This is a genomic window from Mitsuokella sp. AF33-22 (assembly GCF_003475755.1).
Classification (GTDB): Bacteria; Bacillota; Negativicutes; order Selenomonadales; family Selenomonadaceae; genus Mitsuokella.
Genome location: NZ_QRQA01000003.1, coordinates 79,171 through 94,149, shown reverse-complemented (window position 1 = coordinate 94,149; position 14,979 = coordinate 79,171). Strand labels below are relative to the sequence as shown.

At 60.4% G+C, this 14,979-nt stretch carries 14 protein-coding genes; all 14 read left to right on the top strand.

The genetic code is table 11. The features are described from left to right. Positions 1-190: 190 nt before the first annotated feature. The 14 genes from mutM (at position 191) to rpsO (ending at position 14,829) form a co-directional block, all read left to right on the top strand. Positions 191-1,027, top strand: a complete 837-nt coding sequence (mutM, locus tag DWZ54_RS02665) for a bifunctional DNA-formamidopyrimidine glycosylase/DNA-(apurinic or apyrimidinic site) lyase (protein ID WP_118474391.1) — start codon at positions 191-193, stop codon at positions 1,025-1,027. Beyond that, the gene (gene coaE, locus DWZ54_RS02660; RefSeq protein WP_118474390.1) at positions 1,024-1,632 is read left to right on the top strand and encodes a dephospho-CoA kinase; all 609 of its coding nucleotides are present in this window, start codon (positions 1,024-1,026) and stop codon (positions 1,630-1,632) included. Before mutM ends, coaE begins: the two co-directional genes overlap by 4 nt. Then, positions 1,622-2,218: a lytic transglycosylase domain-containing protein gene (locus tag DWZ54_RS02655; RefSeq protein ID WP_118474389.1), complete on the top strand. Its 597-nt coding sequence runs from the start codon at positions 1,622-1,624 to the stop codon at positions 2,216-2,218. The genes coaE and DWZ54_RS02655 overlap by 11 nt, the downstream gene beginning before the upstream one ends. Positions 2,219-2,323: 105 nt before the next feature. Continuing rightward, the gene (locus tag DWZ54_RS02650) at positions 2,324-6,184 is read left to right on the top strand and encodes a PolC-type DNA polymerase III (RefSeq protein ID WP_118474388.1); all 3,861 of its coding nucleotides are present in this window, start codon (positions 2,324-2,326) and stop codon (positions 6,182-6,184) included. Positions 6,185-6,378: 194 nt separating this feature from the next. Continuing rightward, on the top strand, positions 6,379-6,831 hold the full coding sequence (gene rimP / locus DWZ54_RS02645) for a ribosome maturation factor RimP (protein WP_118014089.1): 453 nt from the start codon (positions 6,379-6,381) through the stop codon (positions 6,829-6,831). A gap of 44 nt (positions 6,832-6,875) precedes the next feature. Next, the gene (gene nusA / locus DWZ54_RS02640; RefSeq protein WP_118474387.1) at positions 6,876-8,015 is read left to right on the top strand and encodes a transcription termination factor NusA; all 1,140 of its coding nucleotides are present in this window, start codon (positions 6,876-6,878) and stop codon (positions 8,013-8,015) included. Then, positions 8,012-8,290, top strand: coding sequence for an RNase P modulator RnpM (rnpM, locus tag DWZ54_RS02635; protein WP_118474386.1), 279 nt, complete (start codon positions 8,012-8,014; stop codon positions 8,288-8,290). Before nusA ends, rnpM begins: the two co-directional genes overlap by 4 nt. Positions 8,291-8,292: 2 nt before the next feature. Beyond that, positions 8,293-8,625, top strand: a complete 333-nt coding sequence (locus tag DWZ54_RS02630) for a ribosomal L7Ae/L30e/S12e/Gadd45 family protein (RefSeq protein WP_233519419.1) — start codon at positions 8,293-8,295, stop codon at positions 8,623-8,625. A 14-nt stretch (positions 8,626-8,639) separates the two neighbouring features. Beyond that, positions 8,640-11,090 carry a translation initiation factor IF-2 gene (gene infB, locus DWZ54_RS02625; RefSeq protein ID WP_118474385.1) on the top strand — a complete coding sequence of 817 codons (2,451 nt, stop codon included), beginning with the start codon at positions 8,640-8,642 and terminating at the stop codon, positions 11,088-11,090. Between the two features lie 67 nt (positions 11,091-11,157). Further along, positions 11,158-11,565, top strand: coding sequence for a 30S ribosome-binding factor RbfA (rbfA, locus tag DWZ54_RS02620; RefSeq protein WP_118474384.1), 408 nt, complete (start codon positions 11,158-11,160; stop codon positions 11,563-11,565). A gap of 1 nt (position 11,566) precedes the next feature. Continuing rightward, the gene (locus DWZ54_RS02615; protein ID WP_118474383.1) at positions 11,567-12,565 is read left to right on the top strand and encodes a bifunctional oligoribonuclease/PAP phosphatase NrnA; all 999 of its coding nucleotides are present in this window, start codon (positions 11,567-11,569) and stop codon (positions 12,563-12,565) included. Then, the gene (gene truB / locus DWZ54_RS02610) at positions 12,565-13,440 is read left to right on the top strand and encodes a tRNA pseudouridine(55) synthase TruB (RefSeq protein ID WP_118474382.1); all 876 of its coding nucleotides are present in this window, start codon (positions 12,565-12,567) and stop codon (positions 13,438-13,440) included. The genes DWZ54_RS02615 and truB overlap by 1 nt, the downstream gene beginning before the upstream one ends. A gap of 42 nt (positions 13,441-13,482) precedes the next feature. Beyond that, entirely contained in the window at positions 13,483-14,409 is a 927-nt protein-coding gene (gene ribF / locus DWZ54_RS02605; protein ID WP_118474381.1) for a riboflavin biosynthesis protein RibF, read from the top strand. 141 nt (positions 14,410-14,550) lie between these two features. Then, positions 14,551-14,829 carry a 30S ribosomal protein S15 gene (gene rpsO / locus DWZ54_RS02600; RefSeq protein ID WP_118014071.1) on the top strand — a complete coding sequence of 93 codons (279 nt, stop codon included), beginning with the start codon at positions 14,551-14,553 and terminating at the stop codon, positions 14,827-14,829. Positions 14,830-14,979 lie beyond the last annotated feature (150 nt).

Sequence of the window (14,979 nt, the reverse complement as noted above, 5' to 3'; positions counted from 1 at the left end):
GCAGCCGCTGCGCGCCTCCAGGCTCCGCTTGGGCTAACAGAGAACGTAGCAAAATGCGCAGGTGGCCCGAAGGGCCGGAAGAGGTCCTTGGACAAGATTGGTACATTTCCGCGGAAAGGCGTTGCGGGATGTGTGCCAACTTTGTATAATAGATACGTAATTTGTGAGGTGGACGAGAGGAGTGAACGGTATGCCGGAACTGCCGGAGGTGGAAACGATACGGACGTATCTCGACCGTGTGCTGGCCGGGCAGTGCATCGCAAAGACGCAGGTGCTGCTGCCACGGCAGATCGCGTATCCTGCGGCGCAGGAGTTTGCCGCACGCCTGCAGGGGGCAGAGATCCTTCGCGTCCTGAGGCGCGGCAAGTATTTGCTTTTTGAATTGCCAGCGGATTTGACGCTGGTCGTGCATCTGCGCATGACGGGCAGTCTCGTCTATGAGCCGGGGGATTTCGTGCCCGACGCGCATACGCGCGTCATCTTTTCCCTGTCCTCCGGGCATGCTTTGGTGTTCCGTGACACGCGGACGTTCGGGCGGCTCTATGCGCTTTATCCGCATGAGCTTGCTGAGGCGAAGGGGCTCGTGACGCTTGGGCCGGAGCCTTTGACGCCGTCTTTTACGGCCGGGGCCTTGTCAGGGCGCGCCAAGCGGACCGCGATGCCCGTGAAGTCCTTCCTGCTTGATCAGAAGCGCGTGGCAGGGCTCGGTAATATCTATGCCGATGAAGCGCTCTTCGTGGCCGGTCTGCACCCGCTGCGCCGTGCTTCTTCGCTCACCGGTGCGGAATGGCAGCGCTTAAAGGAAGCCGTGGAGGCGGTCCTGCGCGACGGCATTGCCGACGGCGGCACGACGTTTCGCGATTACCGCAATGGCGCAGGCGGTCATGGGCATCACCAGGAACATCTTTGGGTTTACAATCGCGAGGGGCAGCCGTGCCGACGCTGCGGCACCCCCGTCGAGAAGATCGTGGTGGGCGGCCGCGGCACGCATTTCTGCCCGCACTGCCAGCCGGAGGCGAGGTCATGAAGATCATCGGTCTGACGGGCGGCATCGCCTGCGGCAAGAGCACGGCGGCAGCCATTCTCAGGGAGTTTGGGGCCGTTCACATCGACGCTGATGCCATCACGCATGAGCTGCAGCAGCCGGGAGGGGCTCTCTATGAGGGCTTCGTGCGCCATTTCGGGCCGCGCGTGCTGCAGTCAGACGGCATCCTTGACCGGTCGGCCATCGGGCAACTGGTCTTTGCCGATACGGCGGACCCCGCAGAACGCCGCTGGCTCGATGCCTTTACGCATCCCGTCATCCTGCGGGCCGTTAAGGATCGCCTGGAGCGGGCCAGAGCGTCCCGGCCGCCCGCCGTACTGCTCGATGTGCCGCTGCTTTTTGAAGCGGGCTGGGACAGGCTCGCCGATGAGACGTGGCTCCTCGCTCTGCCGCACGAGATTCAAGTGCAGCGGCTCGTGGCGCGCAACGGTTATAGCCGGGAGGAGGCCGAGGCACGCATCGCCGCGCAGATGCCGCTTGACGAGAAGCGGCGTCGTGCGACGGTCGTCATCGACAACAGCGGCACGGAAGAAGATTTAAGAGCGGCCTTATGCCGCCTATGGAGGGACCGAATTGATGCCACTTGAACAAGAGCAGGAGGCGGGACACCGGCACCGCCGCTTTGCCTTCTGGGGAGGCGGCCTCGTGCTGGCCCTGGTCTTTGCCGCCTGCATCGCCTTTTTCTCAGAGCCGTTCCAGCGCAATTACCTCTATCCGTTCCCGTATCGCAGTCTGGTTGATACGTATGCGGCGCGCTACCAGGTGGACCCGCATCTCGCGGCGGCCGTCATCAAGACGGAAAGTAAATTCCAGAATGAGGTTCATTCGCACCGCGGGGCCATCGGCCTCATGCAGCTCATGCCGGATACGGCCTCGTGGATTGCCGGGCAGCTCGACGATCCCTCGTATTCCACGGATGCCCTGCATGATCCCGAACGCAACATCCGCTACGGCATCTGGTACCTGCATTCGCTGCAGCAGGAGTTTGACGACAACGACATCCTCGCGCTCGCGGCCTACAACGCGGGACGCGGCAATGTACAGGAGTGGATTGCGACGTACGGTTGGCCGAAGGATTTCTCGGACATCGATGCGATTCCCTATCAGGAGACGCGCGAATATGTCAAGCGCGTCCTCATGAACGAAAGAAAATATAAGGAACTCTACCCTTAATCACCGAAGACGACGGAATATCCGCTCGTCTTCTTCTTTCTATTTTCGGCAAAATGCCATATAATGATAGACAGTGTAAAATGACTCGAAAGGATGGCAGATTTCATGCAGAAGTATCGGATTGTGCCCAGTCAGGACAACATGTTCTGGCAGCTCATTCAGGGCATGCGGCTCACGGATGAGCAGAAGGAGCTCTTGAAGGCCTGCACCATCCGTCACGTGGAGGTTTCGCCGCATACGAGCACTTGGGAGATCGCGCTGACGTCGCAGCTGCTGATCGCCGATGACCTCCTGCAAGAGGCGGCACGTCAGATTGAGAAGAAGTGTCAGCTGAAAAAGGTCATCTTCTATCAGGATGTCGTCAATGTGGAGGATGCCGTCAGCAAAATCTGGCCGAAGCTCGTCTATGAGACGGCGGAGGGCAATCCGACGGTTTACGAGCTCCTGAAGCGCTCAAAGTACACGGTGGACGGCAGCCACATCCTCATCGATGTGCCGGGCGAGCTCGGTGGCGAGATCATGCGCGCCCATGCCGTCACGCATGTCATGGGGCAGATCGTCGAGCGCATGCTCGGCTACCGCTGCCGCATCGAGTGCAACGCGAGCGAGGAAGTCCTGCAGAATCTCGAGGTGGATGACTGCTTCAATACGCGGGAATACCGCGAGGCCGTGCGCAAGGAGCGCGAGCACAGTGCACAGGGAAAAGAGGCCGCTGCGCCGCAGACCGCAGCGGCTGCAACGGCTGCAACGGCTGCCAGGAAAGCCGCGCCTGCCGCGAAGAAGACTGCGGCAAAATCGCACCGCAGGGACGCGCGTGGGCCTGTCGTCATCCAGAGCGCGGGCAGCCTGGTCTTTGGCCGCGGCGTCATGGGCGAGGTCCGGAAGATTGACGAGCTCGAGGGCGAGATGAAGAACGTCATCCTCGAGGGCACGATCGGCGAGGGCCCGGGCTCCGGACTCAAGACCATCGAGTTTAAGACGGGTACGAAGCTCTTGACGTTCTGCCTTGCCGACGATACGAACGGCATCGCCTGCAAGAAATTCTTCAAGACGAAGCGCGGCCGGAACGCCGAGCCCGAGGATTACGATGCCATCATGGGCCAGCTCAAGGAAGGCATGAGCGTGCGCGTGCGCGGCTCCGTACGCTTCGATACGTACATGAACGAGTACGTGCTCTTCGTGGACAGCCTGGCGAAGAAGGAGGCCAAGCTGCGCGAGGACCATGCCGAGGTCAAGCGCGTCGAGCTGCACGCGCATACGACGATGAGCAGCATGGACGCCGTCGTCTCGGTTAAGGACCTCATCAAGACGGCGGACCGCTGGGGCTGGCCGGCCGTGGCCGTCACGGATCACGGCGTCGTACAGGCGTTCCCGGATGCCGCCAAGGCCCTCAAGGACTGCAAGACGGACATCAAGGTCATCTACGGCATGGAGGGCTACCTCGTGCAGGAGGACTACGAGCAGAAGCGCGCAAACCACATCATCTTCCTCGCGAAGAATCCGAACGGCCTGCGCAATCTCTACCAGATGGTATCGCTTGCCCACCTCAAGTACTTCCATCGCCAGCCGCGCCTGCCGAAGCGCATCATCGAGGAGTACCGCGACGGCCTGCTCATCGGCTCGGCCTGCGAGGCCGGCGAGCTCATCCGCGCCATCGAGGAACGCCAGACGGATGAAGAGCTCCTGAAGATCGCGGATTTCTACGATTATCTCGAAATTCAGCCCATCCACAACAACGACTTCCTCAAGCGCAGCGACAAGTACCCCGACATCCGGACAGATGATGACCTCATCCGGATCAATCTCAAGATTGCCGAGCTCGCGAAAAAACTCGGCAAACCGCTCGTCGCGACTTGCGATGTGCATTTTCTCAATCCCGAAGATAAGATTTACCGCGCCATCCTCATGAAGGGCAAGGGCTTTGACGACGCTGAGCTGCAGCCGCCGCTCTATTTGCGCACGACGGAGGAGATGCTCGCGGAGTTTTCCTATCTTGGCGAGGAGGCCGCCTACGAGGCCGTCGTCACGAATCCGCGCAGAATCGCCGAGCAGATTGAGCGCTTCAAGCCGATTCCGGACGACCTCTATTCGCCGCAGATTCCGGGCGCCGATGAGGAGATCCGCTCGATGTCGTACAGGAAAGCCCGCGAGCTCTACGGCGAGAATCTACCGAAGATCGTCGAGGACCGCCTGCAGCAGGAGCTCAAGCCCATCATCGGGCACGGTTTCTCCGTGCTTTATCTCATCGCGCAGCGCCTCGTCAAGAAGTCGAATGACGACGGCTATCTCGTCGGTTCACGTGGTTCCGTCGGCTCGTCCTTCATCGCGACGATGACGGGCATCACCGAGGTCAACCCGCTGCCGCCGCACTGGCGCTGCCCGCACTGCCAGTACAGCAAGTTCATCACGGACGGCTCTTATGGCTGCGGCTACGACCTTCCCGACAAGGTCTGCCCGGTCTGCGGCACGCCGCTCGTCAAGGACGGCCACGACATCCCATTTGCCGTTTTCCTGGGCTTCGACGGCGACAAGGTCCCGGATATCGATCTGAACTTCTCGGGCACGTACCAGCCTGTTGCGCACAAGTACACCGAAGTGCTCTTCGGCAAGGATAACGTCTACCGCGCGGGCTCCATCCAGACCGTCGCCGATAAGACGGCGTTTGGCTACGTCAAGAAATTCTTTGAGGAGAAGGGTGTCAAGAAGCACCTTTCCTACATTGACAAGCTTGCGCACGGCTGCATGGGCGTCAAATCGACGACGGGCCAGCATCCTGCCGGCATCATGGTCGTGCCGCGCAACATGGACGTGCATTTCTTTACGCCGATCCAGCATCCGGCCAACGACATGAACTGCGGCACGATCACGACGCATTTCGATTACCATTCGATCAGCAGCCGCCTCGTCAAGCTCGATATCCTCGGCCACGATGACCCGACCGTCATCAAGATGCTCGAGGACCTCACGCACCGCGACCCGAAGACAATCCCGTTTGACGACAAGGCCACGATGTCTATCTTCAATTCCACCGATGCCCTCGGCGTCACGCCAGAGGAGCTCGGTGCGACGAGCGGCACGTTCGGCATCCCCGAGTTCCGTACGCCGTTCACGCGCCAGATGATCGACGATACGCAGCCCGACGTGTTTTCGGACCTCGTGCGCATATCGGGCTTCTCGCACGGCACGGACGTCTGGCTCGGCAACGCGCAGGACCTCATAAGGAGCGGCCAGTGCACGATCAAGAACGCCATCTCGGCGCGCGATGACATCATGATGTACCTCATTCACAACGGCATCGACCCGCTGCTCTCTTTCAAGACGATGGAGAAGGTCCGCAAGGGCAAGGGCATCGCGCCGGATGTCGTCGAGACCTTGCGCAAGGGCGGCATCCCCGAGTGGTTCATCGAGTCGTGCCAGAAGATCAAATACCTCTTCCCGCGCGCGCATGCGACGGCCTACGTCATGATGGCCTACCGCATCGCCTTCTGCAAGGTGCATTACCCGCTCGCGTATTACGCCGCGTATTTCTCAATCCGTGCCGCTGAATTCGACGCCAATGTCGTGGCGCGCGGCAAGGACTACGTTGGAGAGCAGATCGCGGAGCTCGAGGCGATTGCCAGGGAGAAGAAGCTTGACGCAAAGCAGAATGCGACGCTCATCGTCCTGCAGCTGGCCTGGGAGCTCTACCTGCGCGGCTTTGGCTGCGAGTACGTCGACCTCTACCGCTCGGACGCCGAGAAATTCATCATTCTCGAGAATTCCCTGCTGCCGCCGCTCGCCTCACTGTCGGGCATGGGCACGAAGGCGGCCCAGAGCATCGTCGAGGCGCGCAAGGACGGCATGTTCACCTCCATCGAGGACCTGCGCCGCCGTTCGGGCATCTCGAAGACCAACATCGAGATCCTGCGCCAGCATGGCTGCCTCGACGGCATGAGCGAGAGCGACCAGATCGCGCTCTTCGTCTGAACCGGCATAGGAAGATGAAAATACTTTTAAGGAAGCATTTACAAGACTTTTGTTTTATGCTATCATGAAATGGTTAATTAATTTAAGTGTGTTTAGTAGAGAGTGGGCTGTGAGCCCACTCTTTAATCTTATGTGCTGATGCAAAAGGGCTGGCACACGGGAAAGAACAAGCGAATTACTTGGGGGTGGATGTTATGGCAAAACAACAGATTGAAGATGCTGTGGAGGCAATCGTGCAGGACCTCCTGGCCGGCCAGGACGTGATTGAACTGGTCGACGTGGAATACGTCAAGGAGCACGACTGGTACCTGCGCGTATACATTGACAAGCCGGGCGGTATCGATATCGAGGATTGCCAGGACCTCAGCGAAAAGCTCGAGGCCGAACTGGACAAGCGCAATGTCATTGCCGACAGCTATATCCTGGAGGTTTCATCCCCGGGTATCGACCGCGTCCTGCGCAAGCCGCGCGACTTCGTGCGCGAAGAGGGCAAGGCCGTCGACATCACGCTGTTTGCACCGCGCGATGGCAAGAAGAGCCTCACAGGCGTCCTGACGGGCTTCGACGGGGAGAACCTCGAGCTCGACGGCACGGAAAAGCTGCCGCTTAAGGATGCTGCACAAGTGCGCCTGCACATTGATTTTTGATCATACTGGGGGCCAGGCCCCCTTTTATTGGGAGGATATGTATTTTGGCAAGAAAGACGACGAAGGTAAAAGACAATGGTCAGGAATTCCTGACGACGCTGCGGGAGCTCGGCAAGGAGAAGGGCATTGAGGAAGAGGTCCTGTTCGAGGCCATCGAGGCCGCGCTGATCTCCGCGTACAAGCGCAATTTCGGCTCGGCGCAGAATGTCCGCGTCACCCTTTCCCGCGAGACGGGTCATTACCATGTCTATGCGATCAAGACGGTGGTCGAGGATCCCGAGGATGAGATCACGGAGATCTCGCTCGCTCAGGCCCGTACGATCAAGCCGGACTATGAGGTCGGCGACGTCATCGAGATTGAGGTGACGCCGGCAAACTTCGGCCGCATCGCTGCGCAGACGGCCAAGCAGGTCGTCGTGCAGCGCATCCGCGAGGCCGAGCGCGGCATTATCTACGAGGAGTTCATGAGCCGCGAGGGCGACATCCTGACGGGCCTCGTGCAGCGCGTCGAGAATCACAACGTCTACATCGACCTCGGCAAGACGGAAGCTGTGCTGACGCCGGCCGAGCAAATCCCGGGCGAGACGTACAACTACGGCGACCGCATCAAGGCGTATGTCGTCGAGGTCAAGAAGACGAACAAGGGCCCGCAGATTGTCGTATCGCGCACGCATCCGGGCCTCCTCAAGCGCCTCTTCGAGCTCGAGGTGCCGGAGATCCACGAGGGCATCGTCGAGATCAAATCCGTGGCGCGTGAGCCGGGCAACCGCTCGAAGATCGCCGTTTACTCGAGCGAACCGTCGGTTGATCCGGTCGGTTCGTGCGTCGGCCATCGCGGCATGCGCGTGCAGGGCATCGTCGATGAGCTCGGCAGCGAGAAAATCGATATCGTCAAGTGGAATGCCGATCCCGCCAAGTTCATCGCCAATGCACTGAGCCCGGCCAAGGTCGTTTCCGTGGCCATCAACGAGGCGGAGAAGGTCTCCCGCGTCGTGGTCCCGGACTATCAGCTGTCGCTGGCCATCGGCAAGGAAGGCCAGAACGCGCGCCTCGCAGCCAAGCTCACGGGCTGGAAGATCGACATCAAGAGCGAGTCCCAGGCCGCTGACGAAGTGCTCGACGAGAACATGAATGAGGTCGAGGTCACGGGCGAGGAGTCCTTCACGGCAGAGGTTGAACCATGAAAGTGAAGAAGATTCCGCAGCGGATGTGCCTCGGCTGCCAGACGAGCCGTCCCAAGAAGGAGCTCGTGCGCATCGTGCGCAGTCCCGAAGGCGAATTCTCCGTGGATTTCACGGGCAAGAAGCCGGGACGCGGGGCCTATATCTGCAACAATCCGGAATGCCTGGCCAAGGCGAAGAAGAGCCACGGTCTCGAGCGTTCCTTCAAATCGCCGGTCGATGCCGCCGTTTACGAGCTCCTGGAGCGCGAACTCCAGGTGCATGCGAGCGAGGAATGACCATGGCGATGGATAAGACACAGCGCATCACGAACCTTTTGAGCATGGCACAGCGGGCCGGACGCATCGTCTCCGGCGCGTTTGCCACCGAAAAGGCCGTCAAGGAGCACAAGGCCTGCCTGCTGCTCGTGGCAGCGGATGCGTCAGAAGAAACAAAACGAAATTATCAGATCCTAGCAGATCGATATGCGATTCCGTATCAGGAGGTACTCACGAGGGAAGAACTCGGCGGGTGTCTCGGCAAAGCGTATCGTGCCGTCGCAGCCCTTCTCGATGAAGGCTTTGCGAAGAAACTGGGCACGCTGGTCGCTGATGGAGGAATCATGAAACAATAATCGGGGGTGGATTAATGTCCAAATACAGGGTTTATGAATTGGCAAAAGAATTCCATACAGACAGCAAAGTGATACTGGATATCCTGAAGCGCAACCATTTCAAGGCTGCCAACAACTTTTCCAGTGTCGGTGATGATGAGCGCAACGCAGTGAAGAATGCCTTTGCCGCCAGACATACGACGGACAAGAAGGCAGAGAAGGCACCAGCGGCGCCAAAACATGAGCCGGAGGCTAAGAACGTGAAGAGCAGCCAGGGACAACCACATCATAAGGACAAGAAGGAAAAGGCTGCAGCACCGGCTGCCGGCAGCCATCGCGAGTCTTCGCACCGCGACAGCCAGAACCAGAATCAGAACCGCGGTGCCAAGGCGGCATCCGGCAATGGCGGCAATGGCGGCAATGGCGGCAATGGCGGCAGCCGCAGCGGCGGCAACAGCAATGGCCGCACGGGAAACAGCGCCGGCGGCAATAACCGCGGCGGCCGCAACGACCGGAACAGCCGCGGACGCCAGAATGAGCGCAACGACCGCGGCGGCCGCAACGACCGGAACAATCGCAACGGCCGCAATGACCGCCGCAACGGGCGCGGCCGCAACAACCGCCGCGGCAATGTCCAGCAGGCGCCGAAGGTCGAGATCGCACGTCCGAAGCACATCAAGCTGCCGGAGACGATTGCCGTCAAGGACCTCGCCTCGAAGATGAGCTACACGGCCGCTGAAGTCGTCAAGAAGCTCTTCATGATGGGCGTCATGGCGACAATCAACCAGGAAATCGACTTCGATACGGCGGCGCTCGTCGCGTCGGAATTCGGCGTGACCTGCGAGGAGCTGCCGCCTGATGTCGATCCGACGGAAATTCCGGAGATCGAAGATGATCCGAAATCCCTCAAGCTCCGTCCGCCTGTCGTCACGGTCATGGGCCATGTCGACCACGGCAAGACGTCGCTGCTCGACTGCATCCGCAACACGCACGTGCAGACGCACGAGGCCGGCGGCATCACGCAGCACATCGGTGCCTACCAGGTCAACTGCAAGGGCAAGAAGATCGTCTTCCTCGACACGCCGGGCCATGAGGCCTTCACGGCCATGCGTGCCCGCGGCGCCCAGATCACGGATATCGCGATCCTCGTCGTCGCCGCTGACGACGGCGTCATGCCGCAGACCATCGAGGCCATCCACCATGCGAAATCCGCTGATGTCCCCATCATCGTGGCCATCAACAAGATCGATAAGCCCGGCGCCAACCCGGACCGCGTGAAGCAGGAACTCATGGAGCAGGGCCTCGTGCCGGAGGAATACGGCGGAGATACGATCATGGTGCCGGTTTCCGCAAAGAAGCAGATCGGCATCGACGACCTCCTGGAGATGGTCCTGCTCGTCGCTGAGGTCAAGGAGCTCAAGGCCAACCCGAACCGCGACGCCCGCGGCGTCATCGTCGAGGCCAAGCTCGACAAGGGCCGCGGCCCGGTCGCAACCGTCCTCGTCCAGAACGGCACGCTGCGCATCGGCGATTCCGTCGTCTGCGGCACGACGTACGGCAAGGTCCGCGCGATGATCAACGACCGCGGCGAGAACGTCAAGAAGGCAGGCCCGTCCGTGCCGGTCGAGATCCTCGGCCTCAACGACGTGCCGGAAGCCGGCGATATCCTCGCAGCGCTCGAGGAGAAGCAGGCCCGCTCCATCGCCGAGGCCCGCATCGAGCGCAAGCGCAACAACCTCATCAAGAGCAAGAAGGTTTCGCTTGACGACCTCTTCCATCAGATCCAGGAAGGCGACATCAAGGACCTCAACATCGTCATCAAGGCCGATGTACAGGGCTCCGTCGAGGCACTCTCGAGCTCGCTCCTCAAGCTCAACAAGAACGATGAGGTCCGCGTCTCCATCGTCCATTCGGGCGTCGGTGCCGTCAACGAGTCCGATGTCATGCTGGCTTCGGCGTCGAATGCGCTGATCATCGCGTTCAACGTCCGTCCGGATGCGAATGCGCGCAAGCTCGCCGATACCGAGAACATCGATATCCGCACGTACCGCGTCATCTACGATGCCATCAACGACGTCAAGGATGCCATGAGCGGTATGCTCAAGCCGAAGTACAAGGAAGTCATCCAGGGCCGCGTCGAGATCCGCCAGGTCATGAAGTTCTCGAAGGCGCTCGTCGCTGGTTCTTACGTGCTCGAGGGCAAGATCTGCAACAACTCGAAGATCCGCATCATCCGCGACAACATCGAGATCTTCGACGGCGAGATCGATTCGCTGCGCCGCTTCAAGGATGAGGTCAAGGAAGTCAATGCCGGCTATGAGTGCGGCATCTCGATTGTCGATTTCCGCGACTTCAAGGAAGGCGACATCATCGAGGCCTACACGATGGAAGAGATCGCGACGACGATTGCCGAGGCCAACAAGGCTGCAGCCAAGAAGCGCGAGGAAGAAGCCAAGGCCAAGGCCAAGGCGGAGAAGAACGATTGATTTTCCCTGTCACATGGCAGAAGCCGTACCATATATACCATACGAAAAAGCAGAGGAGGCGTAAGCTATGAGCCAGCTTCGGGTAGAGAAAGTCCAGGAGCTTATGAAGCAGGAGATCTCTGAAATCATCCTGCGCGAACTCAAGGACCCGCGCATCGGGTTCGTGACCGTGACATCCGTGGAGTGCACCGGAGATCTTCGCGAGGCGAAGATTTACGTGAGCCTCATGGGCAGTGAGAAACAGGTCAAGGATTGCTGGGCCGGGCTGCAGAGCTCCCTCGGATTCATCCGTCGGGAAATCGGCCAGCGCATCCGCCTGCGCTTCACGCCGGAAATCTCCTTCGCGCTCGACAAGTCGCTCGACTACAGCGCGCACATCCAGGAGCTGCTGCTGAAGATCCAGAAGGACGAGCAGCAGAAGGAGACAGCGGCACAGGAATCTCAGGCAGAATCCCAGGCAAAGGAAGACAATTGATATGAAACTGACATTGAGTGAAGCAGCAGCAATGCTGGCTCATGCCAACAAGGTGGTCATCACGGCCCACGAGAATCCCGACGGCGATGCCGTCGGCTCCTCGCTCGGGCTCATGCACATCCTGCACGGCATGGGCAAGGAAGCTGTTGTTCTGCTCGATGATGATATCCCGGCCATCTTCAAGGTGCTGCCGGGATATGATATTATTGGGAAACCGGAGGAGGGACAGGCATCCGTCGAGGCGGATCTCCTCGTTATCCTCGATACGGCCCCGGACCGCATCGGCCGCGTGCCGGAGGTCACGAAGGCCGGAACGGTCCTCAATATCGATCATCATCGCACGAACAACGGCGCAGCCGAATATACATATGTGGACGACACGCGGGCGGCGACGGCCGAAATCGTCTACGACCTTGCAAAGGAGCTCGGTGCCGTCTTTACGCGCGAACCGGCGATGTGCATCTACACGGGGCTCGCGACGGATTCCGGATTCTTCCGGTTCTCGAACACGACGCCGCACACGATGCGCGCGGCCGCCGAGATGCTCGAATGCGGCGTGACGGCTAACGAGATTTCCGAGGCCCTTGAAGAGAAGCCGTATCAGGTCGTCAAGGACACGGCCGAGGCCGTGAATATGGCCGAGCGCTTCGCGGACGGACGCGCCATCGGCATCTTCCTCGACGAAGCGACGACGGCACGCATGGAGGCTACCGAGGGCTTCATCGGCGCCATCCGCGTCGTTGAGGGTGTCGATGTGGCTGTCGTGCTCAAGGCGAAGGAAGAAAAGCTCTGCCGCGTCAGCATGCGCTCGAAGGGCGTGGACGTCAGCGCCATTGCGCTCTCGTTCGGCGGCGGCGGCCATATCCGCGCGGCCGGCTGCACGCTTTCCATGCCGTTTGCCGAGGCAAAGAAGACAATCTGTGCGGCCATCGAGCAGGCCATCCGTGATCTGCCGCAGGCGGCCGCGCTTAAGGCAGGCATGAGCGGGGAGGGGCACTGATGGACGGCTTTCTCAACATCCTGAAACCGCCCGGCATGTCCTCGCATGACGTCATCGGCGCCGTGCGCAAGGTGCTGCACATGAAGCGCGTCGGCCATGCTGGCACGCTCGACCCCGCGGCGGCCGGCGTCCTGCCAATCGCTGTCGGTCAGGCCGCGCGTCTCATCGAATACCTGGAGCTTGCCGACAAGATGTACCGGGCGGAGCTGACCTTCGGCTTCGCGACGGACAGCGGCGACGACACGGGCGAAATCATCAACGAGGTGAAAGACTTCGCGATGCCTGCGCGCGAGGCCATCGGCGAGGTGCTTCGTTCCTTCACGGGACGCATCCGCCAGGTACCGCCCGCGCATTCAGCCATCAAGATCAACGGCCGGCGCGCTTGCGACCTTTTGCGCGCGGGCCGCGATGTCGAGATTCCCGCGCGCGAGGTCACGGTTCACGCCATTGGCCTGCTCGCGTATGAGCCCGAGAAGCGGCGCGTGCTCATCGATGTTTCGTGCTCGAAGGGCACGTACATCCGCAGCCTCTGCACCGATATCGGCGCGGCGCTCGGACTGCCGGCGACCATGACCTTCCTCGTGCGCAGCCGTGTCGGCGACTTTTCGCTCGCCGACACGCTGACGCTTGAAGAACTGGCCGCAAAGGGCGAGAGCGCACTGCTCGAACCCGCAGCGTATCTCAATCACCTCGAGCGCTACGACCTGGCGCCCGAGCGCGAGAAGGCATTTCGCAACGGGCTCGGCACAGGCGAGCGTCGCCATGTGCCCGAGACGGACACGCTGCGCGTCTACAGCGCGGGGCAGTTCCTCGGCATCGGCCGCTACGACCGCAAGCGCCAGGAGATCGTGCCGGCCAAGGTCATGAGCCGCTGAGCACGTCTCTCGCATCGTATCGAATCGTATCAGGAGGTTTCCATGCAAATTTATTCGCGGCTTATCGACCTCCGCGCGGCGTATCCGCGCCTCGTCATTGCACTCGGCATGTTCGACGGGGTCCATATCGGCCATCAGAGCATCATCCGGCGGGCCGTGGAGCTCGCGCATGAGCAGGGCGGCAGGGCCATGGTCTTCACCTTCAGCAACCATCCGCTTTCGGTGCTTTCTCCGCGTGACCTGCCGCCGCAGATCGGTAGCAGTCTGCTGCGCAGCCGCCTCATCGCAGAGCTCGGCGTCGATATACTGATGGCCGTGCCCTTCACAAAGCAGCTCGCACAGCGCAGCCCCGAGGCCTTTCTCGCGATGCTGCGCGACTATTTCGCGCCGCGCTGCGTCGTGACGGGGCCAAACTACACATTCGGCAGCCGCGGCAAGGGCACGCACCGCATGCTCCTGCGTGATGCCGAAGCGTATGGCTTCGAGGCGGAGGTCTGCCCGGCCGTCCTTTTAGGCGGGCGCACGGTCAGCAGCACGCGCATCCGCGCCCTCTTGCAGCAGGGCAGGCTCGATGAGGCCCGTGCGTGCCTCGGCCGCCCGTTCACGGTGCTCGACCGCGTCATCCACGGCGAGCGCCGCGGCCGGACGCTGGGCTTCCCGACAGCCAATCTCGCCATCACCGACGCACAGGTCATGCTGCCGAACGGCGTCTACGCGACGCGCGTTCTTTACGGGGACGGCGAATACCTCGGCCTCGCCAACATCGGTGACAACCCGACGTTTGAGGGCTGCAACCGCCGGCTCGAGGTGCATCTCGAGGATTTCTCAGGTGACCTCTACGACAGGCTTCTCGAGGTCCAGTTTCTCGCCAAGATCCGCGAGGAGGAGAAGTTTGCGTCCGTCGACCAGCTCGTCCGCAAGATGTACGACGACCGCCGGCAGGCCCAAAAAATCTGGCAGCGCCGCTAAGCTTTTGCTTTACAAGGCGCCAAGCCATGTGATATACTATCTTAAGTGCCGCAAAGGCGCAGACCTCAGCCCAGATAGCGAAGAACTCCGACGTTTTCTTGGCTGATGGAGGTTTTACGAAAGACTAGGAGGAAAACAAACATGCTGACTCAGGAAGCAAAACAGGAAATCATGCAGAAGTATGCCGTTCACGAGGGTGACACGGGTTCGCCGGAAGTACAGATTGCTGTTCTCACGGCCCGTATCCAGTATCTGACGGAGCATCTGAAAGAGCACAAGAAGGATCATCATTCCCGTCGCGGTTTGCTGAAGATGGTCGGCCATCGCCGCCGTCTGCTCAGCTACCTCTATAAGACGGACATTGAGCGTTATCGTTCGATCATCGCGAAGCTCGGTCTGCGTTCCACGGTTGAGCGTTGATTGCTGGCAGGCGATCCTGAAGCGGAAAGCGGGAGCAATCCCGCTTTTTTTTCTGGCTGAAATGCCGGATCGGAAAGACTGAAAAATCGGAAGCATGTTTGCTTGACTGGGTTATCCAAGATGCGATAAAGAGATGTTTTCATTCAACAG